The sequence below is a fragment of the Sphingomonas rustica genome, assembly GCF_039652585.1.
GTDB classification, from domain to species: Bacteria; Pseudomonadota; Alphaproteobacteria; order Sphingomonadales; family Sphingomonadaceae; genus Sphingomonas; species Sphingomonas rustica.
The window spans coordinates 1-23951 of sequence record NZ_JBDIZK010000008.1 but is presented as its reverse complement, the minus strand read 5'-3'; the positions used below and the strand labels follow the sequence as shown (position 1 = coordinate 23951).

Genomic DNA, 23951 nt, shown 5'->3' with positions numbered 1-23951 from the left:
CGAGGTCGCGCCATGCACCTGCGCGCGACGCGGGGCGGCGAGCAAGCCGACTATCGCTTCCGATATAGGCAATCATGCTCGAAGTTAGCCGTGTTTTAGCCGGGCGCTAAATGGGGCGACGCCGATCTCCGGGGCATATCGAACGCGTCGGGGCTGACAGGCCCCAACCGAAATTCCTGGAGAAACGACATGAAGAAGCTGGTTCTTTCCGCCCTGGTTCTCGGTTCGGCTTTCGCGGCTGCTCCCGCCTTTGCGCAGGCCAGCGGCTCGGTCGACGTCAGCGGCACCGTGTCGGCACGCTGCTCGGCCGTCGCCCCGATCAGCGGCAGCATCACGCTGGGCGAACTCGCCAAGGCAGACGGCACCGTCGATCCGGCCTTCGCCAGCAACACCGGTGGCCTGAGCCGCAGCTTCACGATCAAGTGCAACGGCGCCAACCCCAAGGTCTCGGTCGACGCCAAGCCGCTGGTGAACGCGGCATCGGGCACGTCGCCCAACGGCTACACCAACACCGTCCACTATACCGCGACAGTCGCGGCACTGGGCGCAAAGGGCGGCACCACCAACATCGCCGACCAGTCGATCAGCACCGGCGCCACCTCGGGCCAGATCGGCGATCGCCTCGCCTCGGTCTCGAACAACATCACGCTGACCGTCGGTGCCGGCCAGACCACCGACTCGACGGCGATGCTCGACGCCGGCGCCTATGCCGGCAAGGTCGAGATCACGGTCGCACCGGCTGCCTGATCCCTCGGCGCCAGCGACCGTCTCCGGCAGGTCCTCGCGACAGCGAGGGCCTGCCGGATTGATTCCGGCGATGGTCCGGCAGCTGCGCCGACCGCCTTTGGCCGATGGGCTGCCCGGTCTCAATCAAGCGTCACTATAGCTTTCGATATAGCTGCTTGCTCCTGAAGTTATCCTCGTTTTCGCCACCCGCTAAATGTGGCGACACGGATCTCCGGTGCATAGCGAACTCGTCGGGGCGGACAGGCCCCAAACGAAATTCCTGGAGATACGACATGAAGAAGCTGGTTCTTTCCGCCCTGGTCCTCGGTTCGGCTTTCGCTGCTGCCCCCGCCTTCGCCCAGGCGAGCGGTTCGGTCGACGTCAGCGGCACCGTGTCGGCACGCTGCTCGGCCGTCACCCCGATCAGCGGCAGCATCACGCTGGGCGAACTCGCCAAGGCGGACGGCACCGTCGACCCGGCTTTCGCCGGCAACACCGGCGGCCTGAGCCGCAGCTTCACGATCAAGTGCAACGGCGCGAACCCGAAGGTCTCGGTCGACGCCAAGCCGCTGGTGAACGCATCCTCGACCAACTCGCCGAATGGCTACACCAACACGGTCCATTACACCGCGACCGTCGCGGCACTGGGCGCCAAGGGCGGCACCACCAACATCGCCGACCAGTCGATCGCCACCGGCGCGACCTCGGGCCAGATCGGCGACCGTCTCGCTTCGGTGTCGAACAACATCACGCTGACCGTCGGCGCCGGCCAGACCACCGACGCGACCGCGATGCTCGACGCAGGCGCCTATGCCGGCAAGGTCGAGATCACGGTCGCTCCGGCCGCCTGATCCACCAGTCATTGATCGTACCGGCAGGCCCTCCCCGTTTCGGGAGGGTCTGCCGAGCCGTCTGTGCCATGATCCCCCGCGACACCCACGCCCTGGCAGCCGAACTTCGGGCCTGCGCCGAACGCGCATCGGATCAGGAGCGCGCAGACCTGCTCCTGCTCGTCGCCGGTTACGAGCTGCTGGCCGACGCAGCCGATCCCGAGCGCGGTCCCGACCCGTCGGCATGACCCGGCGCGGACGCATTTCGCACCTCGCTCGTTCCTTATCCGGACCGCCCCGCAGTTGAGTCTGCCACGACGCGCGGCGCTCCCCTCAAAGGCTGCCGGCGCGGCGCCCCGTCGACCTCGGGAGCCATTCGGCCGGTCAAGACGTTATCCCATCGACAGAGGCTGAACGATCGGGGCGACGACTTGCCTGATTCGGCGAACATCATCCATCGACTTGCCCGGAGCCGGGAGGTGATGGACTTCGCCACCGGCTATGCGCGCCGGTACCTCGCCAAGGCCGGCGTCGGCCCTCCCCTCAACCCGCAGATCCAGGCCTCGATGCCGGGCAGACTTGCTATATCGTCGGATATAGGTCGTTATGCTCGAAGTTAGCCTGCTTTTGACCGCACGCTAAATGGGGTGGCACCGAACTCCAGTGCATATCGAACTCGTCAGGGCGAACAGCCCCAAACGAATTCTCGGAGAAACGACATGAAGAAGCTGGTTCTTTCCGCCCTGGTCCTCGGTTCCGCTTTCGCTGCTGTTCCCGCCTTCGCGCAGGCCAGCGGTTCGGTCGACGTCAGCGGCACCGTCTCGGGACGCTGCCTGGCCGTCACCCCGATCAGCGGCAGCATCACCCTGGGCGAACTCGCCAAGGCCGACGGCACCGTCGATCCGGCCTTTGCCGGCAACACCGGTGGCCTGAGCCGCAGCTTCACGATCAAGTGCAACGGCGCGAACCCGAAGGTCTCGGTCGATGCCAAGCCGCTGGTCAACGCAGCATCGAACAACGCCCCCAACGGCTATACCAACACCGTCCACTACACCGCGACCGTCGCAGCGCTGGGCGCCAAGGGCGGCACGACCAGCATCGCCGATCAGTCGATCAGCAACGGTGCGACTTCGGGCCAGATCGGCGATCGCCTCGCCTCGGTCTCGAACAACATCACGCTGACCGTCGGCGCCGGCCAGACCGCCGACTCGACCGCAATCCTCGACGCCGGCGCCTATGCCGGCAAGGTCGAGATCACGGTTGCTCCGGCAGCCTGATCCAGCGTTCCTGCAGGGCCCCGAACCGGGCCCTGCCGGAACCGCCTGACCGATGGATCCCCGCGACCCCCTTGTCCTTGCTGCCGAGCTTCGAGCCTGCGCCGAAATTGCATCTGACGAGGATCGCGCCGACCTGCTGTTCCTGGCCGACGAATATGAGCGGCTTGCCGAACTATCCGATGACGAAGACATGGGCGGACCGCTGAACGTGTCGCTGCCCAAGTAAGAAAAAGCCGCTGCGAATTCGCCGATCGATCGCAGCGGCAGCCTTCGTGTTATTCCTGCCTTGGCGCGGACACCGCATCGGTCCATCACTTGCTTTGATCCCGACCGGCGATATGGCGCCAGGTCAGTGGGATAGGCTCAGGAGAGGCTTGTGAAGTTGCAGCGCAGAACGTTCGTCACAGCATTGGTCGCCTCGGCGGCCATTCTCGGCCTGGCGACCGCCGCCTATGCGATGACCGTGCAGCCGGTGGTGATCGACCTGACCACCTCGGGCCGCGGCATGAGCCAGGTCATCACGGTCGAGAACACCTTCGACAAGCCGCTTCCCGTCGAGCTCCGCATCGAGGCGCTCGACCTGACCGCCGACGGCGTCAGCCCGACCGGGCGCGACACCGGCGAGCTCGCCGTGTTCCCGCCCCAGGCGCTGATCCAGCCCGGCCAGCGCCAGAATTTCCGCGTGCAATATGTCGGCGACCCCGCGATGCCGCACAGCAAGCATTATTTCATCACCGTTGCCCAGCTGCCGGTGCAGACGACCGACACGACGTCGAACATCCAGCTGCTCTATAATTTCCAGGTGCTGGTCAGCGTGTCGCCCGACGGCGTGAAGCCGGCACTGACGGTCGCCTCGGCAGAGATCGGCAAGGATGCCGACGGCAATCCCGCACCGGTCGTCACCATCACCAACAAGTCCGTCGCACACGGCTATCTGTCGCGCGGACGGGTGCGCATCACCCAGTTCGCCCCCGATGGCCGCCAGGTCTTCACCAGGCAGTTCACCGGCGCCGACCTCCAGCAGACCATCGGCTATGGCCTGGTCGGCGGGGGCCAGACGCGCCGGATCACGCTGCCCGCGCGCCTGCCCCAGCCCGATGGCCGGGTCGAGGTGCAGTACACACCCGAGGGCTAAACCATCCCCTCCTGGCTGAAATTGACCGTCGCCACCTCGGCGCTGATGCTCGGCTCGTGCCTGGCGTCGGTGCCGGCGGCCGCGCAGACGACCGACCCGACCCAGGCGCGGGTGGTGATCGATCCCGATGCGAACGCGTCGGGGATCAATCCCACCGGCCGGGCGATCGTGCTGACCGCGCCGGTGATGGATGGCCAGACCTATCTCGGCGACGCGACCGTGACGCTCGACACCGACGGGCGCGCCAGCTTCGCCGCCGCGCGGCTGCTCGCGCTGCTCGAGCCGCGCATCTCGGCGACGCTGATCACGACGCTGCGCACCCGCCTGACCGCGCAGGGCAAGCTGGAGCGCGCCGACCTGCAGGGCGTCGGCGTCACGATCCGCTACGACCCGCAGGCGCTGCAGGTGACGCTGGATGTCGCCGCGACCAGCCGGGCAAGCCGCTCGCTGGTGCTCAGCGACACGCTCTCGCGCGGCCCCGTCACCTATACCGCCCCGGCCGGGCTCAGCGCCTATCTCAACATCCGCGGTTCGGTCGACTGGGTCCAGCAGGGCCCGGACAACGGCGTCGCCGCCCCGGTCACCTTCCTCGACGGCGCAATCCGCGCCGGCGGCGTCGTGCTGGAGGGCGAGGCCAACTGGCAGGCGGGCGCGGCCGGCGTCGATTTCCAGCGCCGCGGGACGCGACTGATCTACGACGATCGCGGCAATCTGGTGCGCTGGACCGCCGGCGACCTCCAGACGCTTGCCCGCGGTTTCCAGTCGGCACCGGAGATTGCCGGCCTGTCGGTGTCGCGCTTCTACTCGCTGCTCGATCCGCAGACGATCATCCGCCCGCGCGGCACGCGCAGCTTCCAGCTCGATCGCCGATCGACGATCGAGGTGCGCGTCAACGACCAGCTCGTCCGCCGGCTCGAACTCGATCCCGGCACGTTCGACCTGCGCGACTTTCCCTTCACCCAGGGGGCGAACGACGTCCGGCTGACGATCACCGACGACGCCGGGCGGGTCCAGTCGTTCGACTTCAACATCTTTCTCGACCAGTCGCAGCTGGCCTCGGGCCTCAGCGAATTCGGCCTCTATCTCGGCAGCCGCGCGCCGCTGGGCGCCCGGGGGCCGATCTATACCGACGACCTGGCGTTCAGCGGCTTCTATCGCCGCGGCGTCAGCGACCGGCTGACGCTGGGCGCCAATGCCCAGGCCGACGGCAACGGCTGGATGGGCGGGGTCGAGACCGTCGTCGCCACGCCGGTCGGATCGTTCGGCGGCTTCGCCTCCGCCTCGCACGTCAACGGCGTCGGCTCGGGCTGGGCGTCGATCCTGACCTTTCAGCGCACGATCACCCGTTCGGCCGATCGCGCCGATGCGCTGTCCTTCTCGCTCGAGACGCGGACCCGCAACTTCTCGCCGATCGGCGCCGGCCAGCCGTTCAATCCCTATGGCATCATCGTCGGCGCCAGCTACAACAGCGCGCTGACCGAGACGATCTATGCCGGTATCGACGCGCGCTATTCGAAGGGGCGCGACGGCGAACCCGATGTGCGCAGCATCCGGGCGACGGGCGGCTGGCGGCCGCTGCCCCAGCTCAGCTTCACCAGCGACCTGACCTATGAGCGCGACGGCCGTGGCGGGCGCTTCACCGCGTTCCTGTCGCTGACCTATCGCCTCGATCGCTCGTCGAGCCTGCGGTCCGATTTCGACAGCCGCAACAATCGCGGCCGCCTGACCTACCAGACCTATCATGGCACCGGCACCGGCGCGTATAATTTCAGTGCCGATATCGAGCGCAGCGACATCGGCGCGGGCGCCAATGCCAGCGGCGTCTATTACGCCAACCGCGCCGAGCTGGGCTTCAGCCATTTCGGAACGTTCGACCGCGATCTCGGCCGCTCGACCGGCCAGCGGACATCGCTGCGCTTCGGCACCGCGCTGGCGATGGCCGATGGCAGCTTCACCGTTGGCCGGCCGATCAACGACGCCTTCGCGATCGTCCGTCCGCACCCCTCGCTGAAGGGCGCGGACATCCTGGTCGATGCCGTGGGGACCACGTCCGCCGCGAATACCGGCGCGCTGGGTACCGCGCTTCAGCCCAGCCTGAGCAGCTACAGCGAACGCAACGTCCTGGTCACCGCGCCCGACGCGCCGCTGGGCGCCAATCTGGGTGAGGGATCGTTCCGCCTGTTGCCGCCCTATCGCGGCGGATACCGGCTGACGGTCGGCTCGGACTATATGGTCAGCGTGGTCGGGCGACTGCTCGGCCCGACGGGCGATCCGATCGCGCTGGTGGCGGGCACCGCGACCGAAGAGGCGCACCCCGAGCGCGAGCCGGTGCCCCTGTTCACCAATTCGGCCGGTCGCTTCGGCGTCACCGGGCTCGCCCCGGGCCGCTGGCGGATCACGCTGGTCGACCTCGACAAGACCAGTTTCGACCTGGTGATCGCCAAGGACGCGCAGGCAACCGTCGCCATCGGCGATCTCCGCCCGCGCGCCGCGGCGGAAAAATAGTCCACTCAGGTTGGTTTCGCCGCCCGTCGATGCGATAGGGCGCGCAGATCAGGAAGACAGTCGCAGTGACGCAAACGAACGCCCAGCCTCCCCGTTTCCGCTTTACCCGCTGGGTGGTGGTCGCGGCTGCGGTTTTCGTGCCGCTGATCATGCTGATCCTGACGCTGGTCGTCATCAGCGGGTTCGGCGAAACCGCCGTCCTTCGCCACGAAATCATCCGCTCCTATGAATCCCGGGCCGACCTGCGGACCATCCTGTTGCTTCACCAGGATCTCGAGACCAGCCAGCGCGGGTTCCTGATCACCGGCGACGAGCGGTTCCTGACGCCCTATGCCAACGCGCTGAACCGCATCGACCCGGCATTCGAGTCGCTGCAACAGCATCTTCCGACCGGTGACCGCTATCGCGACGACCTGGCCGAGATGCTGCGGATCTCGCACGAGAAGCGGGACTCGGTCGCCCGCTCGATCGCGCTGGGCCGCAAGGGCGACCGCGCCGGGGAGCAGCGCCTCGTCGTGCAGGGCAAGGTGCTGATGGATCGGCTCCGCCTGCTGATCAACCGGGTCGAGCAGTCCGAACGCATCGGGCTGGAACAGGTGACCACGGTGTTCGAACGGACCCGCATCAAGGTGCGCGACCGGACCTACGGGCTGCTGGCGATGCTGGTGATCCTGCTGACCCTTGCCGCCATGCTGACGGCGCGAAGCCATTTCGCGCGCGAGCGTTTCCGCCGCCAGTCCGACGACCTGGCCGCACGCCAGCGCGCGATCTTCGCCAGCGGCATGGACGGGCTGATCGTGCTGAACGGCAGCGGCAGCATCGAAAGCCTCAATCCGGCGGCATCCAGGATGTTCGGCTATGAACCCGGCGCGCTGTTGCGGCGGGACATCGGCCTGCTGCTCGACGTGGCGCCGGATCGCGGCGAGGTCGAAAGCTTCCTCTCGCGCCTCGACGCCAATCGCGACGGCCTTCCCGGCGAAGTGCAGGAGGTGGTCGGCCGCCGGCGCGACCAGACGGTGTTTCCGGTCGAGGTCGCGATCAGCGTGGTGCCGCTGGCCAAGGCATCCCTGTTCCTGGCGGTCTGCCGCGACCTGAGCGAACGGCGCGAAGTCGAGCAGATCAAGAGCGATTTCGTGGCGACCGTCAGCCACGAACTGCGCACCCCGCTGACCTCGATCGCCGGCTCGCTGGGCCTGATCACCGGCGGCGCGGCGGGTCCGATTCCGGCCAAGGCGCTGCGGCTGATCCAGATCGCCCAGAGCAATTCGGCGCGGCTGGTCCGCCTGATCAACGACATCCTCGACATCGAGAAGATCGAGGCCGGACGGATGGTGTTCGACATCAAGCCGGTGTCGCTCGACCATATCCTTCGCCGTGCGGTGCGCGACAATGCCGGCTTTGCCAGCGAATATGGCGTCCAGGTCGCGCTCGATCCCCCGCCCGAATGCAGCGAAGTGCTGGCGGACGAGGACCGGCTGAACCAGGTCATCACCAACCTGTTGTCGAACGCGGCGAAATTCTCTCCGCGGGGCGGCACCGTCCGGGTGAAGGTGACCGAACTCAACCACCGGTTCCGGATCAGCGTTTCCGACGACGGCGAGGGCATTCCGGAGGCGTTTCGCGAACGCATCTTCACCAAGTTCGCCCAGGCCGACAATTCGGACACGCGCCAGAAGGGCGGTACCGGCCTGGGGCTCAGCATCGTTCGCGAGATCGTCGCCCGCCTGGGCGGCAATGTCCGGTTCGAAAGCGAAGTCGGGCGCGGGACCACCTTCCATGTCGACCTGCCCGCAGCACGGCGCGAAGCTGCGCCTGTGACGCAGGAAGAGCCCAGCCGCGACCGGACCGGCCAGCCCGCCATTCTTCACCTGGACGACGATCCCGACATGCTGCGCGTCGTCTCCGGCGCATTTGACGGCCGGGCCGAGATCTACTCGACGCCCAGCGTGGTCGAGGCACGCGCGGCGATGCGCAACCATCGCTTCGACGCCGCCATTCTCGACATCGGCCTGGCCGATGGCAGCGGGCTGGAACTGGTGCCGCTGCTACGCGCTCAGGATCGGTCGATCCCGATCGCCGTCTTCACCGCGCAGCAGGTCGATGGCTCGGCGATCGATGGCGTCGATCTGGTGATCGTCAAGTCGCGCACCGGACTCGATCAGCTTCTCGACGAATTGCTGGCGCAGGTGACCGCCCGGCAGGAAGGCAGGCAATGACGATCCGCATCCTCTACGTCGACGACGAGGCCGACATCCGCGAAGTGGCCGCGATGTCGCTGGAACTCGATCCCGAGCTGGAAGTCCGCACCTGCGCATCGGGTGCGGAGGCGCTGGAACAGGCCGGGGAATGGCGTCCGGACCTGATCCTGCTCGATGTGATGATGCCCGGCATGGACGGGCCGACGGTCTTCACGCACCTTCGCGAGGACCCGGCGACCGCGACGATCCCGGTGGTCTTCATCACCGCCCGGACCCAGGCCTATGAAGTCCGCGCCTTCCACGACCTGGGCGCGCGCGGCGTGCTGGCCAAGCCGTTCGATCCGATGAGCCTGTCGATCCGCGTGCGCGAATTCATCGAATGACCAGCTTCGAGGAACGTCTGGGCGCCATCCGTCTCCGCTTCATCGAGCAGGCGGGACTCGATGCCGACGCGATCGAGCGCAGTCTCGACGAAGGGGCGTGGAAATCGGTACGGGATCTTGGCCATGGCATCGCCGGGCGCGCCGGCATGTTCGGGTTCGACGACCTCACCGACTCTGCGCGACAGCTGGAACGCGCGATCGACGGGGCGCAGCCGACCGATCACCTCCATGCGCTGGCGCGCGCGCTGATCGCCGATCTGCGCGGACTCCCCCGCCCCGACTAAACCCTCATCGCGGCGTGCAGTCGCGCAGCATCGTCGTGCCCGCAAGCGTGGCGACGCGGCCGCACGATAACGTGACCGACGCCCCCTTCGACAGCGCTGAGATGTCGTCGCGGGCGGCCGTCGCCAGCGTCGCGATGACGAAGTTGAACCGCGTCCGCCCCTCCAGCGACAGCGAGGGCGCGGCACCCGGCGTCAGCGAGGCGACGGTGCCGGTGACGGTCACCGCGCCGGGATAGCGCGCTTTCGCCCCCTGCGGATCGCTCGCGAAGGCGGCGTCCAGCGTGGCGGCGGTCGTCTCGCCGCTCGATGCGGTCTCCGGTTGCGGGTCTTCATCGGCCGCTCCGGCCTCGGCGGCGGGTTCACCGGCTTCCGCAGCAACGGCGGTCGAGGCGGTCTGGTCGGCGCTTTGCTTCGGCACCGCACCGCCATCATCGCGCTTCTCCGCCGCCGCCTGTCGTTCGGCAATCGGCTTGGCTGCGTCGCGCTGACTCCAGAGTTGCACCCCGATGACCGCCAGCGCCACGACGATCATCGCCGGCAGGATCCACCCGCCCCAGCGCGAGCCCGACCGGGCGCGCTGCGCGCCTGGCGGCGGTGACGGCGGGCCGGCCGGCGCGTCGATCCGGGCGAACGGGTCGTCGGCATCGGCGATCGCCTGCCCGCAGACCGGACAGAAGCGTGCATCGGCCGGGAGCGCGGCGCCACATCGAGTGCATTTGACCATGTCATGCCTCCTTGTCGAAAGCGGTGCGTCAGGGAATTTCGGACAGGATATCGAACAGCCGGGTGAGCACGCGGCGACCGCTCCACCATTCGATGAGGAGCACGACGCCCAAGCCGGCGATCAATCCGGCCAGCAGGGCGGTGCCCTGGTTCCGGCCGATCAGCGCATTGTATGCCAGCACCGCCGCGCCGATGCCCGCGATCAGTTCGACCAGCGCGAAGCCGATCAGGAACAGGCACCCTGCGGGCCTGGCGGGTGGACGCGGCGCGGCTCCGCCGGCGGGGCGTTGCGGCGCGCGGCGCGGCTGCGGTCGCGCGGGTGAGACCGGCGTGCGGTCGGCGAAATCGCGCGCCGGCGCCCGCATTCCCCAGCGCAGCGAGCGATAGAGCGCGAACACGATCAGGATCAGCAGGCCGCCCATCAGCACGAACCCCCCGGCCTCGTCGCCTTCGGGGAACCAGGCCGCGGTCACCATCGCCGCCGCCACCACGCACAGCATGAAGGCGGCGGTGTGGAACAGGAAGCTCCATCCCGCGCGCCGGACATAGCGGTCGCGCTCGGCCGTCGTGACGGGCAGCGCCGCCCCCTTGCCGTTGACGCGATAGGCATATCCGTCCGCATGCGGCTCGAACTGCATCGCCATGAACGTGCCGAGGATCGAGATGAAGCCCATCGATATCTCCCTTGAGGCGCAACGCGCATGTCGCGCGTGCGGTTCACTCGCGCGGTGGGCCCGCCCCGCCGGCGCCGGATCGCACCGCGGCCAGGCTTTCCCGGACCCGCGCCAGCGCGACGCCTTCGATGTCGCGCTGGCCCATCGCCGCCCAGGATCCGCTGACCTGGAAGGCGCAATGCCCGTGGACCGTCGCCACCAGCGACCGGGCAAGCGTGCCGATCGCGTCGTCGGCCGGGCGGCCGAGCGCATGTGCCACCTCCCGGACCACGATCCGGGTCAGCCGCCCGCGAACCTCCGACTGTTCGGCCGGCGTCGCCTCCGCCACCCCGACATGTTCGTAGATCGCCGACCAGCGAAACGGGTTGGCCCGGGCGAAGGCGAAATAGGCCTCGACCAGCGCGGCGATCCGGTCGGTGTCGGCCTCGGCCAGCCGCGCCTCGAGCGCATCTGCCCACAGGTCGAAGGTCCGCGTGTTGATCGCGGTGACCAGCCCGTCGACATTGCCGAAGACATTGTGAATCGTCCCGATCGTGTAGCCGACGCGCTTGGCCACTTCCCGGGCGGAGAAGCCTGACAGCCCGGCTTCGGCCATCAGCGTCTCCCCCGCCTCGAGGATGAGGTCGCGCAGTTCCGCGCGGCTGTGATCGGATCGTCTTCCCATGTCTCGTCAGCTGCTCGCGGTCTGGATCAGGGGGATACTCATCGGACGCGGCGGAACAGCGTGCCGCTGCGCGGGGTCGTCCGGTTCGACGGGGTCAGTGCCTGGAGCGAGGTGGCGATTCCCCGCTTGCCCCGGCTCAGGGTGAACAGCGTCTGGCCCGGTGCCCAGCTGTCGCCCGGGAAATTCTCGGCACCGAAGCGGCGAAACTTCACCGTCAGCGTCGCTCCGTTCGGCACCGCGGTGCACTGGATGCGCCGGTTGGTCTGGAACCCCTGGCCGTTCAACATGCACCGGGTCGGCCCGGCGCGGGGCCCGATCGTCAGCGTATAGGTGATGAAGGCGGTGATGCTGTCGCTCGGGGTCGTGCCGCCGTGGCGGCCGACATCCTCTTCCCAGACATAGCGCCCGTTCCAGCCGCCCGCCTGGGCGGCTGCGGGAGTCGCGACGGCGGGAATCGCGGCCGCGGCAAGGATCGCCGCCCCGATCATCAGGGCGTTTCCGGTTGGCTTCTTCACGGTGCGTCTCCTTTTCCAATGACGCGTGGGGTTCGGGCTCGGGGCCCGATCAGCGGCGCAGCGGAACGCGCCCGCCGAGCGGGGTGATCGCGAATTCGGCGCCGCCGCGCGGCGACGGCCACATCGCGACCTGGAAGCGCTGCGCCGCGGCGCAGGCATTGATCGTCCAGATCTCGAAATGCCCGCCCAGCGTAGTCGCGGGCCTGGTCGGCTGGCGCGGCGCATAGCTGCGCGACATCACCTGCATATGCGCCGACGAGATCGTCGCGCAGCCGGCGCTGCGCCTCGAATAGCCGGCGATGGTTCGCATCAGGTCGCCGGCCAGCTTCGGTGTCGCCAGCGTGCGCCCGGTCAGCGTGACCTGGGGCGATGCCGCAGCCGGCGGGCTTGCGACGAGTGCGGCGGCCGCGATCATCGCGGCGATGACGGGAATGCGCTTCATGTCTGACCCTCCATGACAGACAGGCGCAATGCCCGCCGGTCACGAACGATCAATTGATCGACGTTCAATTATAATCAATTGATCATCGATCAATTGTGCCGTCTCTGCGGCAGGTCGAGCGATTTCGCCACGGGCAGGCATCCAATCGATCGGTCGTCCGTTCGGGTCTTGGAGGAGAATGCGCATGGAAATCATCAAGTTGCCGCCCGGCGAGCTGGCGTCGGAGGACACCGACTGCATCAAGATCAACGCCCTGCCCGACGGCGGCTACTCTCTGGTCGCATCCGCGCTGATGGCGTGCGGCGACGGTGACGAACTCGAATCGGTCGCGCTGGTCGGCAGCGAACCCTATGCCAGCTATGAGGACGCCGAAGCAGCCGGCCTCGCCTGGGCGGAGGCGCACTGCGTGGCCACGATCCATGTCGAGACGGGCGGCAGCCCCGAGCCGGTCAGGCCCGCGACGCGCTGAGGCGCGCCGGGCACGGCACGGCCGGTCTCCTCAGTCGTCGCCCTCGTTCGCCCGGAACAGGGCAAGCGTCCGTTCGCGCGCCAGGGCGGCGCTCGGCGCGTCATAGTCGTCGCGCTGGTCGCAGTTGAAGCCGTGGCCGGCATCATAGAGGAAGATCTCGGTCATCGGCAGGTCCTGCGCGATCAGCGCCTCGACCCCGTCCAGCGGAATGCCGTGATCGTGCCGCCCGAAATGACAGACCGTCTGGCATTCGGGCCGCTCGTTCGATCCCGGCACCAGGCTCCCATAATAACTCGATGCCGCGGCGACGCCCCGCATTCGCGTGGCGGCGAACCAGGCCAGCGACCCGCCATAGCAATAGCCGACGACGAATACCGGCCCTTTGCCCGCCAGCGCGTCGACGCAGCGCTGCACATCGTCCTGCGACTGGCCGAAGGGATGCTCCTCGCGCGCCAGCCGGACGCCCTGCGCCCGGCCCTCCTTGTCGTAGCCGACCTCGAATCCCGGTGCCTCGCGATCGAACAGCGCCGGCGACAGCACCTCATAGCCATCCGCGGCATAGCCCTCGCACACCGAGCGGATATGCGCGTTCACGCCGAAAATCTCCTGGATCACCACCAGCCCGCCGCGCCGCCGGCCCTCGGGCTCGACATGATAGACCTGGATCTCGGCGCCGTCGGCCATGATCATCGGTTGAAAACTGCCGGTCATCGCGCGACTCCGAAACTAGTGGACCTCGGCGATCCTAGGCCGGCCATCAATACTCGACCAGACGTGCGACGATGATCGGTTCTCCGAACGAGGCGCTTCAGCCGGTTGCTGCGCCGCCATCGTCGCGATACCCCGGATCGACAGCCCGCACGGGTGCCGTCCGCTCGCTCCCCGACTCGGGTTGCATCCCAACACTTGCGATGCTAACCGCGCCGCGACCCTAGAAGGGCGCCCCCAATCAACCGGGGTGCAGCCCCTTCCGATGGGGCCAATTCCTGCTCCCTATGAGGAATCGACACGCGTGGAGAATTCCGGCGGTATCCAGGCCAGCCTAAGCGGACGCTACGCCACCGCTCTGTTCGAACTCGCTCGCGAGTCGAAAGCGCTTCCGGCGGTCGAGCAGAGCCTCGCCACCGTTCGCGCCGCTCTGAACGAATCGGCGGATTTCAAGGCGCTGACGACCAGCCCGCTGATCAGCCGTAACGACGCCGCGCGCGCGATCGCCGCGACCTCGTCGGTGATGAAGCTCGACACCGTCACCACCAGCTTCCTGGGCGTGCTGGCGTCGAACCGCCGGCTGAACCAGCTGCCGCAGATCATCCGCGCCTTCCGCAGCCTGGCCGCAAACTATCGCGGCGAGACCACGGCAGAGGTGGTCTCGGCGCATCCGCTGACCGCAGACCAGGTCGACGCGCTGAAGCAGCAGCTTCGCACGCGCATCGGCCGTGACGTCGCCGTCGACCTGTCGGTCGACCCCTCGCTCCTGGGCGGCCTGGTCGTGAAGATCGGCAGCCAGATGATCGATTCCTCGATCAAGACCCGTCTCAATTCCCTCGCGCACGCGATGAAAGGCTGAAAATGGATATCCGCGCCGCAGAAATCTCGAAGGTCATCAAGGACCAGATCGCCAATTTCGGAACCGAGGCACAGGTCTCGGAAACCGGCCAGGTGCTCAGCGTCGGTGACGGCATCGCGCGCATCCACGGCCTCGACAACGTCCAGGCGGGCGAAATGGTCGAGTTCGCGAATGGCGTGCAGGGCATGGCGCTGAACCTCGAGGCCGACAATGTCGGCGTCGTGATCTTCGGTTCCGACTCCGAAATCCGCGAAGGCGACACCGTCAAGCGTACCGGCACCATCGTGGACGTTCCGGTCGGCAAGGGCCTGCTCGGCCGCGTGGTCGACGGCCTGGGCAACCCGATCGACGGCAAGGGCCCGATCGTGTCCGACCAGCGCTCGCGCGTCGAAGTGAAGGCGCCGGGCATCATCCCGCGCAAGTCGGTGCACGAGCCGATGCAGACCGGCCTCAAGGCGCTCGACGCGCTGGTGCCCGTCGGCCGTGGCCAGCGCGAGCTGATCATCGGCGATCGCCAGACCGGCAAGTCCGCCGTCGCCATCGACACCTTCATCAACCAGAAGGACGTCAACAAGGGCGACGACGAGAGCAAGAAGCTCTACTGCATCTACGTCGCCGTCGGCCAGAAGCGCTCGACCGTCGCCCAGCTGGTGCGCACGCTCGAAGAGAATGGCGCGATGGAATATTCGATCGTGGTCGCCGCGACCGCATCGGAGCCGGCTCCGTTGCAGTTCCTCGCACCCTATACCGGCTGCGCGATGGGCGAGTATTTCCGCGACAACGGCATGCACGCCGTGATCGTCTATGACGATCTGTCGAAGCAGGCGGTCGCCTATCGCCAGATGTCGCTGCTGCTGCGCCGTCCGCCGGGCCGCGAAGCCTATCCGGGCGACGTGTTCTATCTCCACTCGCGCCTGCTCGAGCGCGCGGCGAAGATGAACGACGCCAACGGCAACGGCTCGCTGACCGCGCTGCCGATCATCGAGACCCAGGCGGGCGACGTTTCGGCGTACATCCCGACCAACGTGATCTCGATCACCGACGGCCAGATCTTCCTCGAGACCGACCTGTTCTTCGCGGGTATCCGTCCGGCCATCAACGTCGGCCTGTCGGTGTCGCGCGTCGGCTCCGCCGCGCAGACCAAGGCGATGAAGAAGGTCGCGGGCTCGATCAAGCTCGAGCTGGCCCAGTATCGCGAAATGGCTGCGTTCGCGCAGTTCGGCTCGGACCTGGACGCATCGACTCAGAAGCTGCTGAACCGCGGCGCGCGCCTGACCGAGCTGCTGAAGCAGGCCCAGTTCTCGCCGATGCCGTTCGAGGAGCAGGTTGCCTCGATCTTCGCGGGCACCCAGGGCTTCCTCGACGCGATCGCGGCTTCGGACGTGGTGCGCTACGAGCAGGCGATGCTCGCCGATCTGCGCGCCAACCATGCCGGCGTGCTGACCGCGATCCGCGACAGCAAGGACCTTTCGGACGACACCCGCGCGCAGCTCAAGGGCGCGCTGGAATCGTTCGCCAAGACCTTCGCATAATCAACTTTGACGTCGCCCCGGCTTCGGCCGGGGCCTCTTCCGATCAGGAGGTGCCGGCGGGGCCGGCACGGCGGGGACAGGAAAAGAATGGCGAGCCTTAAGGCCCTCAAGATCCGCATCGGCTCGGTGAAGTCGACGCAGAAGATCACCAAGGCGATGAAGATGGTCGCCGCCGCGAAGCTGCGCCGCGCGCAGGAAGCGGCCGAGGCCGGGCGTCCCTATGCCCAGCGTCTCGAAGCGGTGGTCGCGTCGCTTGCATCGAAGGTGACGGTCAGCGAATCGTCGCCGAAGCTGCTGGCAGGCACCGGCAAGGACCAGGTTCACCTCCTGGTGGTCGCGACCAGCGACAAGGGTCTGGCCGGCGCGTTCAACACCAACATCGCCCGCCTGGCCCGCCGCCATGCGCAGGAGCTGCTGGCGCAGGGCAAGACGGTCAAGATCTACACGATCGGCCGCAAGGGCCGGAACGTGCTGAACCGCCAGTTCCGCGAGCTGCTGGTGCACGGCATCGAGCCGGGCGACCTGGGCAAGCTGACCTTCCTCGACGCGCGCGGCTATGCCGACGACCTGATCGCCCGCTATAATGCCGGCGAGTTCGACATCGCGACGTTGTTCTATTCGAACTTCAAGTCGGTGCTGACCCAGGAGCCGACCGCGCAGCAGATCATCCCCGTGGCCATTCCCGCGGTGGAAGGCACGATCGCCGGCGGCGCCGACGCTGCGGTCGAATATGAGCCGGACGAGGAAGGCATCCTCGCCAACCTGCTGCCGACCAATGTCGCGATCCAGCTGTACCGGGCGATGCGCGAGAACGCCGCGTCCGAGCAGGGATCGAAGATGACGGCGATGGACAACGCGACGCGCAACGCGGGCGACCTGATCAACAAGCTGACCATCCAGTACAACCGCACCCGCCAGGCCGCGATCACGACGGAACTGGTGGAAATCATTTCGGGCGCCGAAGCGCTCTAAGTCCGTTCGAAGCAAGGAAGAGAACATGGCATCCGAAGCCCCGACCGCCGAGAAGCCCGCGCGCAAGCCGCGCGCCGTCAAGCCGACCGCCGACGCAACCGGCACCCTGCCCGCGACGACCAACAATGTCGGCCGCATCAGCCAGGTGATCGGCGCCGTCGTCGACGTCAGCTTCGACGGTGAACTGCCGGCGATCCTTTCGGCGCTCGAGACCGACAACAACGGCAACAAGCTGGTGCTCGAAGTCGCGCAGCACCTGGGCGAGAGCACGGTCCGCACGATCGCGATGGACGCGACCGAGGGCCTGACCCGCGGCCAGACCGTGACCGACACCGGCTCGCAGATCCGCGTGCCCGTCGGCCCGAAGACGCTCGGCCGCATCATGAACGTCATCGGTGAGCCGATCGACGAGCGCGGCCCGATCGGTGCCGAGAGCAGCGCGCCGATCCACGCAGCCGCGCCTGCCTTTGTCGACCAGTCAACCGAGAGCGCGATCCTGGTCACCGGCATCAAGGTCATCGATCTGCTCGCGCCTTACGCAAAGGGCGGCAAGATCGGCCTGTTCGGCGGCGCCGGTGTGGGCAAGACCGTGCTCATCCAGGAGCTGATCAACAACATCGCCAAGGGCCATGGCGGCACCTCGGTGTTCGCCGGCGTGGGCGAGCGTACCCGCGAGGGCAACGATCTCTATCACGAGTTCCTCGACGCGAACGTGATCGCCAAGGATGCCGACGGCAATCCGACCAGCGAGGGTTCGAAGGTCGCGCTGGTGTTCGGCCAGATGAACGAGCCGCCGGGCGCACGTGCGCGCGTCGCGCTGTCGGGCCTGACGATCGCCGAATATTTCCGCGACGTCGAAGGCCAGGACGTGCTGTTCTTCGTCGACAACATCTTCCGCTTCACCCAGGCGGGCGCGGAAGTGTCGGCACTGCTGGGCCGCATTCCGTCGGCGGTGGGTTATCAGCCGACCCTGTCGACCGACATGGGCGCGCTGCAGGAGCGCATCACCTCGACGAACAAGGGCTCGATCACCTCGGTGCAGGCCGTGTACGTTCCCGCGGACGATCTTACCGATCCGGCGCCGGCAACGTCGTTCGCCCACCTCGATGCGACGACCGTTCTCAACCGCGCCATCTCGGAGCTGGGCATCTACCCGGCGGTCGATCCGCTCGACTCCACGTCGCGCGTGCTGACCCCGGCGATCGTCGGCCAGGAGCATTACGACACCGCCCGCCGCGTCCAGGAGACGCTGCAGAAGTACAAGGCGCTGCAGGACATCATCGCGATCCTGGGCATGGACGAGCTTTCCGAAGAGGATAAGATCACCGTCACCCGCGCCCGCAAGATCCAGCGCTTCCTGTCGCAGCCGTTCCACGTCGCCGAGGTCTTCACCGGCATCGCGGGCAAGTTCGTCGCGATCGAGGACACGGTGAAGTCGTTCAAGGCCGTCGTCGACGGCGAGTACGACCATCTGCCGGAATCGGCCTTCTACATGGTCGGCGGCATCGACGAAGCCGTCGCCAAGGCGAAGAAGCTGGCCGAAGAGGCGTAAGCAATGCTCCTTCTCCCCTTGTGGGAGAAGGATACGAAGGCTTGGCAGCGTGCTGCCTAGCCGGAGTTGGATGAGGGGGACGGCGCGCAACCGCGAAAGTCCCCCTCACCCTCCCACCGCCAAGGCGGTGGGCCCCTCCCTCTCCCACAAGGGGAGAGGGGTTTAGGACAAGACCCATGCTGCACTTCGAACTCGTCACCCCCGAACGTCTCGTCCGCTCCGAGGACGTGTACATGGTCGTCGTTCCCGGCACCGAAGGCGATTTCGGCGTGCTCGAAGGCCATGCGCCGCTGATGTCGACGATCCGCGACGGCGAATTGTCGATCTATCGCACCCAGGGCGCCGCGCCGGAGACGATCCGGATCGAGGGCGGCTTTGCCGAGGTGAATGCCAAGGGCCTGACCGTCCTGGCAGAAACCGCCGCCTGAAGACCCGCGGGCCCGGCCCGCACTCGGCACCCCGCCGATATCGACGCCGCCGGCTCACCCCGGCGGCGTTGTCGTATCCCGGATCGGTCGATTCAGCGGGGCTGGCGAACGAAGCGCCACCGATTGGGCTTGGTGCCGTCCTTCAGTGCGATCTCGGCGACCAGCTCATCGCCCTCCCGCCAGTAGCGAACCTGCTGCGGATAATCATGGCCCTCATTGACGAAGCGGATCCCGGCACCATCGGCCGCGCCCTTGAAGGCGGTCGGCGGCCGACCGTTCAACTGCGCGGAGAAGACCGGCACCCCGTTCTCCATCACGATCCGCATATATTCGAAGCTTCGGGTACTCCCCTGCCGCAGCTCGTGCGACGCGCCGAGCATCATGCCTCCGGCCGGCCTGCTCCAATGTTCGCAGGTCCGGTTGTCCGCGGGGCCGGCGGTGCACCAGTCGCCTGCCATCCAGCCGGGAAGCGCAGTCCCCTCCTGCTCATATTCCTGCCCCGGCGCTGCGCCGCCCAGCATGATCGCGCCGGCCGCCAGCGCGATCCCATATCCGATTCCTCGTCCGATCATGTCGTCCCCCAATGCAATCACGCAACCACGGACGATCTTCGTCCTCGAACAGCTAACGTCAATCACAACCGTCGGCATCGCGCCGAAGCGGCCCAGCCTTACGCCCCTGTTAACCCTGTTCGGGCACAGGGTGGATCATGGCCACGCTCGCGCTCCCCGTCCCTCGCCCGCGCTCCCGCATCGCACCTGCGCCACTCATGCTGGCGGGTATCACCTTGATGGCCGCCGCCTTCGCGCTGCGCGCGGCGCAGTTCGGCAACCCGATCAACGGGCTGGACGAGCAATATTATCTGCTGGTGGGCGACCGCATGTGGCAGGGCCTGCTCCCCTATGTCGATCTGTGGGACCGCAAGCCCTTCGGCCTGTTCCTGATCTTCGCCGGCATCCGGCTGCTGCCGGGAGACGGGGTGATCGCGGCGCAGGTCGTGGCAACCATGTTCGCCGCCGCCACCGCGCTGGTCGCGACGCTGATCGCGCGGCGCAGGACCGGCTGGGCGCCCGCCACGATGGCCGGTATCCTCTATCTCGGCGCGATCAACGAACTCTGGGGCGAGACCAGCCAGACGCCGGTCTTCTATAACCTGTTCGTCGCGCTTGCCGCGCTGCTGGTATTGCGCGCCACGGACGCGCCATTGTCGCCGCGGGGCCGGCGGCTCGGCATCGCAGCGATGCTGCTGGCGGGGCTGGCGCTCCAGGTGAAGACGATCGCGCTGTTCGAGGGCGCGTTTCTCGGTTGCTGGCTGCTGGCCGCCGCCTGGCGCACCGGCGCGCGGCCGCCCGCCCTCCTGGCCTTCACACTTCGCCTGGCACTTGCCGGCGCCGCGCCCACGCTGGCGGTGATGGCGCTCTACCTGGCGCTCGGACATTTCGACGGCTGGTGGCAGGCGAATATCCTCTCGGTGATCGCCAAGGGCGCACCGGTCGATCCAGGCGCACACCGGCGGCTGATCGAGAGCCTCGTTCTGGCGGCGCCCTTGCTCGCGCTTGCACTGCTCGGCCTCTGGGCGGGAACGCAGCGCTTCGCACGCTGGTCCGGTGAGATCCTGTTCCTGATCGGCTGGGGTTGGGTCACCGCGATCCAGTTCTTCGTGATCGGCGGCTTCTGGCCGCATTACGCCCTGCCGCTGGCGCTTTCCTGCGCCGTGCTCGCTGCCAGCGGCTTCGCGCTGCCGCGCCTGGGCCCCGCGCTGTTTGCCGGCGCGCTTGCCTGGCCGCTGTGGCACGCGGTGATGATCAACCCGGCGATCGCGCGCAGCGATCGCGCCGCCGCCGCCCGCGTCGTCGCCGCGATCCCGCCCCAGGTTCGCGACCAGTGCATGTTCGTCTATGAGGGGCCGGTCGCCTATTATCTGCTTGCCGGGGGATGCACCGTGACCCCCTGGTCGTTCAGCGCCCATCTGCGCTCCGCGGTGGAGGCGCCGACGCTGGGCGTCGACCCGGTCGGCGCCCTGCGCGCCGCGCTTGACAGTCGCCCCGCCGCCATCCTCACCATCGCCAACTCGCAGTGGAACGACCGCTTCGCCGCCAACGACCGGCTGATCGCGCAGGTGCTGGCGCGCGACTATGTCCGCGCCGCCGCCCTGCCCAATCGCGACTATGGTCCGGCCGAGACGATCCTGGTCTGGCGCCGCCGCGACCTGCCCGCGACGCCGGTCGAGCCGGGGCCTGCACCGCGTGGTTAGGCAAATCTAAAACCTTGCCCCCTACCCCGTCAGTCTGACGATTTTCCCGAGGATGATGATCTTCTCATGAGCGCTTTTGGTCGACGCGGTGGTTTGAATGGCAGCGCGACGGGCCGGCCGGCCTTTGGCGTCGCCAAGCCGATGCAGGGCGGCGGCGTGACCCGCCCGATCGAGCCGCAACCGATGGGCGGCGACCAGTTTCCGCCCCTGCCGCTGCCCGCCGCCGTGCCGGCCGAACCCGACGCGCAGCCATCGACCCAGGCACAGGCAACCGGGGAGGCGATGCAGCGCCTCGCCGACCGCCAGGCGGCTTCGGGCGAGGCAGGGAATTCGCGGGTCGAGGGGTTCGAGGCTTCGGTCCACCGGATCAAGGAACAGGTTCTTCCGCGCCTGCTCGAACGGGTCGATCCCGAAGCGGCGGCGACGCTGAGCAAGGACGAGCTTGCCGAGGAATTCCGCCCGATCATCGGCGAGGTGCTCGCCGAGCTCAAGCTGACCCTCAACCGGCGCGAGCAGTTCGCGCTGGAAAAGGTGCTGGTCGACGAGCTGCTGGGCCTGGGACCGCTCGAGGAGCTGCTGGCCGACAGCGCCATCAGCGACATCATGGTCAACGGGCCCGAGCAGACCTTCATCGAGCGCAAGGGCAGGCTCGAACTCGCCAATATCCAGTTTCGCGACGAGGAGCATCTGTTCCAGATCGCCCAGCGCATCTGCAACTCGGTGGGCCGCCGCGTCGATCAGACCACGCCGCTGGCCGACGCCCGCCTGAAGGACGGCAGCCGCGTCAACGTGATCGTGCCGCCGCTGTCGCTGCGCGGCACCGCCATCTCGATCCGCAAATTCTCGGCCAAGCCGATCACCCTCGACATGATGGCGCAGGGCGGATCGATGAGCCAGAAGATGGCCACCGCGCTGAAGGTGGCGGGCGCCAGCCGGTTCAACATCGTGATCTCTGGCGGCACCGGTTCGGGCAAGACGACGATGCTCAACGCGCTGTCGAAGATGATCGACCCGGGCGAGCGCGTGCTGACGATCGAGGACGCGGCCGAGCTTCGATTGCAGCAGCCGCACTGGCTCCCGCTGGAAACACGCCCGCCCAATCTGGAGGGTCAGGGCGAGATCTCGATCCGCGACCTGGTGAAGAACGCGCTGCGCATGCGGCCGGACCGCATCATCCTGGGCGAAATCCGCGGCAGCGAGTGTTTCGACATGCTTGCCGCGATGAACACCGGCCATGACGGATCGATGTGCACCCTCCACTCCAACAGCCCGCGCGAGGCGCTGGCGCGCATGGAGAACATGGTGATGATGTCCGACATCAAGGTGCCGAAGGAAGCGATCAGCCGCCAGATCGCCGACTCGGTCGACCTCATCATCCAGGTGAAGCGCCTGCGCGACGGCTCGCGCCGCGTGACCAACGTCACCGAGGTGATCGGCATGGAAGGCCCGGTGATCGTCACCCAGGAACTGTTCAAGTTCGAATATCTGGACGAGAGCGCCGACGGCAAGATCATCGGCGAATATCGCTCGATGGGCCTGCGGCCCTATACGCTGGACAAGGCCAAGCAATATGGGTTCGACCAGGCGCTGCTCGAGGCGTGCCTGTAGGAGGAGAGCCTCAAAATCCCTTCGCGGCCAGCGCCAGCAGGATCACCGTGGCCAGCAGCGCCAGGATCTGGATCAGCGGCCAGGGCATGAAACCGGCATCGTCCAGGTTCCTGCGGCGGTTGCGCCGGCGGTCGGCGAAGCCGCTGACCAGCACCATCGCCGCCGTCCCCACGGCAAAGATCCATAAATTCGGTTGCATCCCGCCCGCTCGCTGCTCACACTTCCGGCTTCACAGATAAGCATGGAGAGATCGTGCGCCAGCCCCTGTTCGTCACGGCAATCGCCGCGACTGCCTTTGCCCTGATCGCGGCAACGAACCTTCCCCAAGCGAGCGACGCGATCAAGGCTGCGATTGCCGCGCCCACGCGCACGCCTGCCAACCTGGCCCGCGACCAATATCGCCATCCGGCCGAGACCCTGGCGTTCTTCGGGGTCAAGCCGACCGACACGGTCGTCGAGATCTGGCCCGGCGGCGGCTGGTACACCGAGATCCTCGCGCCGCTGACCAAGGGCAAGGGGACCTATTATGCCGCCGCGCCCTGGCCGGACGGCAGCAAGCGCGTCGTGGCGATGCAGGAAAAGGACGCCGCAACCTATGGCGCGGTCAAGCTGGCGGCCTTCCCGTGGAGCGAAGGCCAGCCCAAGGTTCCGGACGGCAGCGCCGATGTCGTGATGACCTTCCGCAACGTCCACAACTGGCGGATGGGCTATCAGCGTCCCGACAAGGCCGATTATTCGGCCGAGGCCTTCGCCCAGATCTTCGCGATGCTGAAGAAGGGCGGCACGCTGGGCGTCGTCGACCACCGCCTGCCCGAGGGTGCCAGCGCCGAGCGCGAGCGCAACAGCGGCTATATCAAGGTGTCGACCATCCGCCGGCTGGCCGAAGGTGCCGGGTTCCAGTTCGTCGGCGCGTCCGAGGTGAACGCCAATCCGAAGGACACGGCCGACTGGGCCAATGGCGTCTGGACGCTGCCGCCGACCTATGCGCTGAAGGATGTCGACCGCGAGAAATACGCCGCGATCGGCGAGAGCGACCGCATGACGCTGAAGTTCCGCAAGCCCTGAACCAGCCCGGGCGCCGCCGCGGGGACCGTCCCCGCGGCGGCGCTAAGAGACCGTTTGAGAATGCGCCTATCGGCGCATTGCGGCACCGGCCCGCTCCCCCACCCGACCGCCCATAGAATACTGCCGTTGGGTGGTCGGGTGGGGGAGC

At 67.5% G+C, this 23951-nt stretch carries 27 protein-coding genes; 19 read left to right on the top strand and 8 right to left on the bottom strand.

Going from position 1 to position 23951, the window contains the following annotated elements; all coding sequences use genetic code 11:
• The first annotated feature begins 189 nt into the window (after nucleotides 1-189).
• The 10 genes from TPR58_RS13805 (at nucleotide 190) to TPR58_RS13760 (ending at nucleotide 9338) form a co-directional block, all read left to right on the top strand.
• Nucleotides 190-747, top strand: a complete 558-nt coding sequence (locus tag TPR58_RS13805) for a hypothetical protein (RefSeq protein ID WP_346247272.1) — start codon at nucleotides 190-192, stop codon at nucleotides 745-747.
• A 272-nt stretch (nucleotides 748-1019) separates the two neighbouring features.
• A complete protein-coding gene (locus TPR58_RS13800) occupies nucleotides 1020-1577 on the top strand; it encodes a hypothetical protein (protein WP_346247271.1) in 558 nt (185 codons plus the stop codon).
• A 68-nt stretch (nucleotides 1578-1645) separates the two neighbouring features.
• Nucleotides 1646-1804 carry a hypothetical protein gene (locus TPR58_RS13795; RefSeq protein ID WP_346247270.1) on the top strand — a complete coding sequence of 53 codons (159 nt, stop codon included), beginning with the start codon at nucleotides 1646-1648 and terminating at the stop codon, nucleotides 1802-1804.
• 471 nt (nucleotides 1805-2275) lie between these two features.
• Nucleotides 2276-2833: a hypothetical protein gene (locus TPR58_RS13790; RefSeq protein WP_346247269.1), complete on the top strand. Its 558-nt coding sequence runs from the start codon at nucleotides 2276-2278 to the stop codon at nucleotides 2831-2833.
• A 52-nt stretch (nucleotides 2834-2885) separates the two neighbouring features.
• On the top strand, nucleotides 2886-3059 hold the full coding sequence (locus TPR58_RS13785; RefSeq protein ID WP_346247268.1) for a hypothetical protein: 174 nt from the start codon (nucleotides 2886-2888) through the stop codon (nucleotides 3057-3059).
• Nucleotides 3060-3209: 150 nt separating this feature from the next.
• On the top strand, nucleotides 3210-3968 hold the full coding sequence (locus tag TPR58_RS13780; RefSeq protein ID WP_346247267.1) for a fimbrial biogenesis chaperone: 759 nt from the start codon (nucleotides 3210-3212) through the stop codon (nucleotides 3966-3968).
• A gap of 21 nt (nucleotides 3969-3989) precedes the next feature.
• Nucleotides 3990-6473: a fimbria/pilus outer membrane usher protein gene (locus TPR58_RS13775; protein WP_346247266.1), complete on the top strand. Its 2484-nt coding sequence runs from the start codon at nucleotides 3990-3992 to the stop codon at nucleotides 6471-6473.
• A gap of 65 nt (nucleotides 6474-6538) precedes the next feature.
• On the top strand, nucleotides 6539-8689 hold the full coding sequence (locus tag TPR58_RS13770) for an ATP-binding protein (RefSeq protein ID WP_346247265.1): 2151 nt from the start codon (nucleotides 6539-6541) through the stop codon (nucleotides 8687-8689).
• Complete coding sequence (locus tag TPR58_RS13765) at nucleotides 8686-9054, top strand: response regulator (protein ID WP_346247264.1); 369 nt, start codon at nucleotides 8686-8688, stop codon at nucleotides 9052-9054. Before TPR58_RS13770 ends, TPR58_RS13765 begins: the two co-directional genes overlap by 4 nt.
• On the top strand, nucleotides 9051-9338 hold the full coding sequence (locus TPR58_RS13760; RefSeq protein ID WP_346247263.1) for an Hpt domain-containing protein: 288 nt from the start codon (nucleotides 9051-9053) through the stop codon (nucleotides 9336-9338). Before TPR58_RS13765 ends, TPR58_RS13760 begins: the two co-directional genes overlap by 4 nt.
• A gap of 4 nt (nucleotides 9339-9342) precedes the next feature.
• Here the strand turns inward: TPR58_RS13760 and TPR58_RS13755 are convergent, their stop codons facing one another.
• From TPR58_RS13755 to TPR58_RS13735, 5 genes are read right to left on the bottom strand one after another with little or no spacing between them, the layout of a single operon-like run.
• Nucleotides 9343-10062 carry an OB-fold protein gene (locus tag TPR58_RS13755; RefSeq protein ID WP_346247262.1) on the bottom strand — a complete coding sequence of 240 codons (720 nt, stop codon included), beginning with the start codon at nucleotides 10060-10062 and terminating at the stop codon, nucleotides 9343-9345.
• 28 nt (nucleotides 10063-10090) lie between these two features.
• The gene (locus TPR58_RS13750) at nucleotides 10091-10735 is read right to left on the bottom strand and encodes a hypothetical protein (RefSeq protein WP_346247260.1); all 645 of its coding nucleotides are present in this window, start codon (nucleotides 10733-10735) and stop codon (nucleotides 10091-10093) included.
• 43 nt (nucleotides 10736-10778) lie between these two features.
• A complete protein-coding gene (locus TPR58_RS13745) occupies nucleotides 10779-11399 on the bottom strand; it encodes a TetR/AcrR family transcriptional regulator (protein ID WP_346247259.1) in 621 nt (206 codons plus the stop codon).
• A 38-nt stretch (nucleotides 11400-11437) separates the two neighbouring features.
• A complete protein-coding gene (locus TPR58_RS13740; protein ID WP_346247258.1) occupies nucleotides 11438-11914 on the bottom strand; it encodes a DUF5991 domain-containing protein in 477 nt (158 codons plus the stop codon).
• 49 nt (nucleotides 11915-11963) lie between these two features.
• A complete protein-coding gene (locus tag TPR58_RS13735; RefSeq protein WP_346247257.1) occupies nucleotides 11964-12356 on the bottom strand; it encodes a hypothetical protein in 393 nt (130 codons plus the stop codon).
• 184 nt (nucleotides 12357-12540) lie between these two features.
• Between TPR58_RS13735 and TPR58_RS13730 the strand changes: the two genes are divergently transcribed.
• Nucleotides 12541-12825: a hypothetical protein gene (locus tag TPR58_RS13730; protein ID WP_346247256.1), complete on the top strand. Its 285-nt coding sequence runs from the start codon at nucleotides 12541-12543 to the stop codon at nucleotides 12823-12825.
• Nucleotides 12826-12855: 30 nt separating this feature from the next.
• On the opposite strand, the gene TPR58_RS13725 is transcribed toward TPR58_RS13730, so the two are convergent.
• Complete coding sequence (locus TPR58_RS13725; RefSeq protein WP_346247255.1) at nucleotides 12856-13536, bottom strand: dienelactone hydrolase family protein; 681 nt, start codon at nucleotides 13534-13536, stop codon at nucleotides 12856-12858.
• Nucleotides 13537-13837: 301 nt separating this feature from the next.
• Here TPR58_RS13725 and TPR58_RS13720 point away from each other — a divergent pair, with 301 nt between their 5' ends.
• The 5 genes from TPR58_RS13720 (at nucleotide 13838) to TPR58_RS13700 (ending at nucleotide 18876) form a co-directional block, all read left to right on the top strand.
• Nucleotides 13838-14392, top strand: coding sequence for a F0F1 ATP synthase subunit delta (locus tag TPR58_RS13720; protein ID WP_346247254.1), 555 nt, complete (start codon nucleotides 13838-13840; stop codon nucleotides 14390-14392).
• 2 nt (nucleotides 14393-14394) lie between these two features.
• Nucleotides 14395-15924: a F0F1 ATP synthase subunit alpha gene (gene atpA, locus TPR58_RS13715; protein WP_346247253.1), complete on the top strand. Its 1530-nt coding sequence runs from the start codon at nucleotides 14395-14397 to the stop codon at nucleotides 15922-15924.
• Between the two features lie 87 nt (nucleotides 15925-16011).
• The gene (locus TPR58_RS13710; protein WP_346247252.1) at nucleotides 16012-16896 is read left to right on the top strand and encodes a F0F1 ATP synthase subunit gamma; all 885 of its coding nucleotides are present in this window, start codon (nucleotides 16012-16014) and stop codon (nucleotides 16894-16896) included.
• A gap of 25 nt (nucleotides 16897-16921) precedes the next feature.
• Entirely contained in the window at nucleotides 16922-18448 is a 1527-nt protein-coding gene (atpD, locus tag TPR58_RS13705; RefSeq protein ID WP_346247251.1) for a F0F1 ATP synthase subunit beta, read from the top strand.
• A gap of 176 nt (nucleotides 18449-18624) precedes the next feature.
• Nucleotides 18625-18876, top strand: a complete 252-nt coding sequence (locus tag TPR58_RS13700) for an ATP synthase F1 subunit epsilon (RefSeq protein WP_346247250.1) — start codon at nucleotides 18625-18627, stop codon at nucleotides 18874-18876.
• Nucleotides 18877-18968: 92 nt separating this feature from the next.
• On the opposite strand, the gene TPR58_RS13695 is transcribed toward TPR58_RS13700, so the two are convergent.
• Nucleotides 18969-19448: a DUF6265 family protein gene (locus TPR58_RS13695; protein ID WP_346247249.1), complete on the bottom strand. Its 480-nt coding sequence runs from the start codon at nucleotides 19446-19448 to the stop codon at nucleotides 18969-18971.
• A gap of 197 nt (nucleotides 19449-19645) precedes the next feature.
• On the opposite strand from TPR58_RS13695, the gene TPR58_RS13690 reads away from it, so the two are divergent.
• Both TPR58_RS13690 and TPR58_RS13685 read left to right on the top strand, forming a co-directional pair.
• Nucleotides 19646-21130, top strand: a complete 1485-nt coding sequence (locus tag TPR58_RS13690) for a hypothetical protein (protein ID WP_346247248.1) — start codon at nucleotides 19646-19648, stop codon at nucleotides 21128-21130.
• Between the two features lie 66 nt (nucleotides 21131-21196).
• Entirely contained in the window at nucleotides 21197-22738 is a 1542-nt protein-coding gene (locus tag TPR58_RS13685) for a TadA family conjugal transfer-associated ATPase (RefSeq protein ID WP_346247247.1), read from the top strand.
• A gap of 10 nt (nucleotides 22739-22748) precedes the next feature.
• On the opposite strand, the gene TPR58_RS13680 is transcribed toward TPR58_RS13685, so the two are convergent.
• Complete coding sequence (locus TPR58_RS13680; RefSeq protein WP_346247246.1) at nucleotides 22749-22910, bottom strand: hypothetical protein; 162 nt, start codon at nucleotides 22908-22910, stop codon at nucleotides 22749-22751.
• A gap of 80 nt (nucleotides 22911-22990) precedes the next feature.
• Here TPR58_RS13680 and TPR58_RS13675 point away from each other — a divergent pair, with 80 nt between their 5' ends.
• Entirely contained in the window at nucleotides 22991-23803 is an 813-nt protein-coding gene (locus TPR58_RS13675) for a class I SAM-dependent methyltransferase (RefSeq protein ID WP_428835718.1), read from the top strand.
• The last annotated feature ends 148 nt before the right edge of the window (nucleotides 23804-23951 follow it).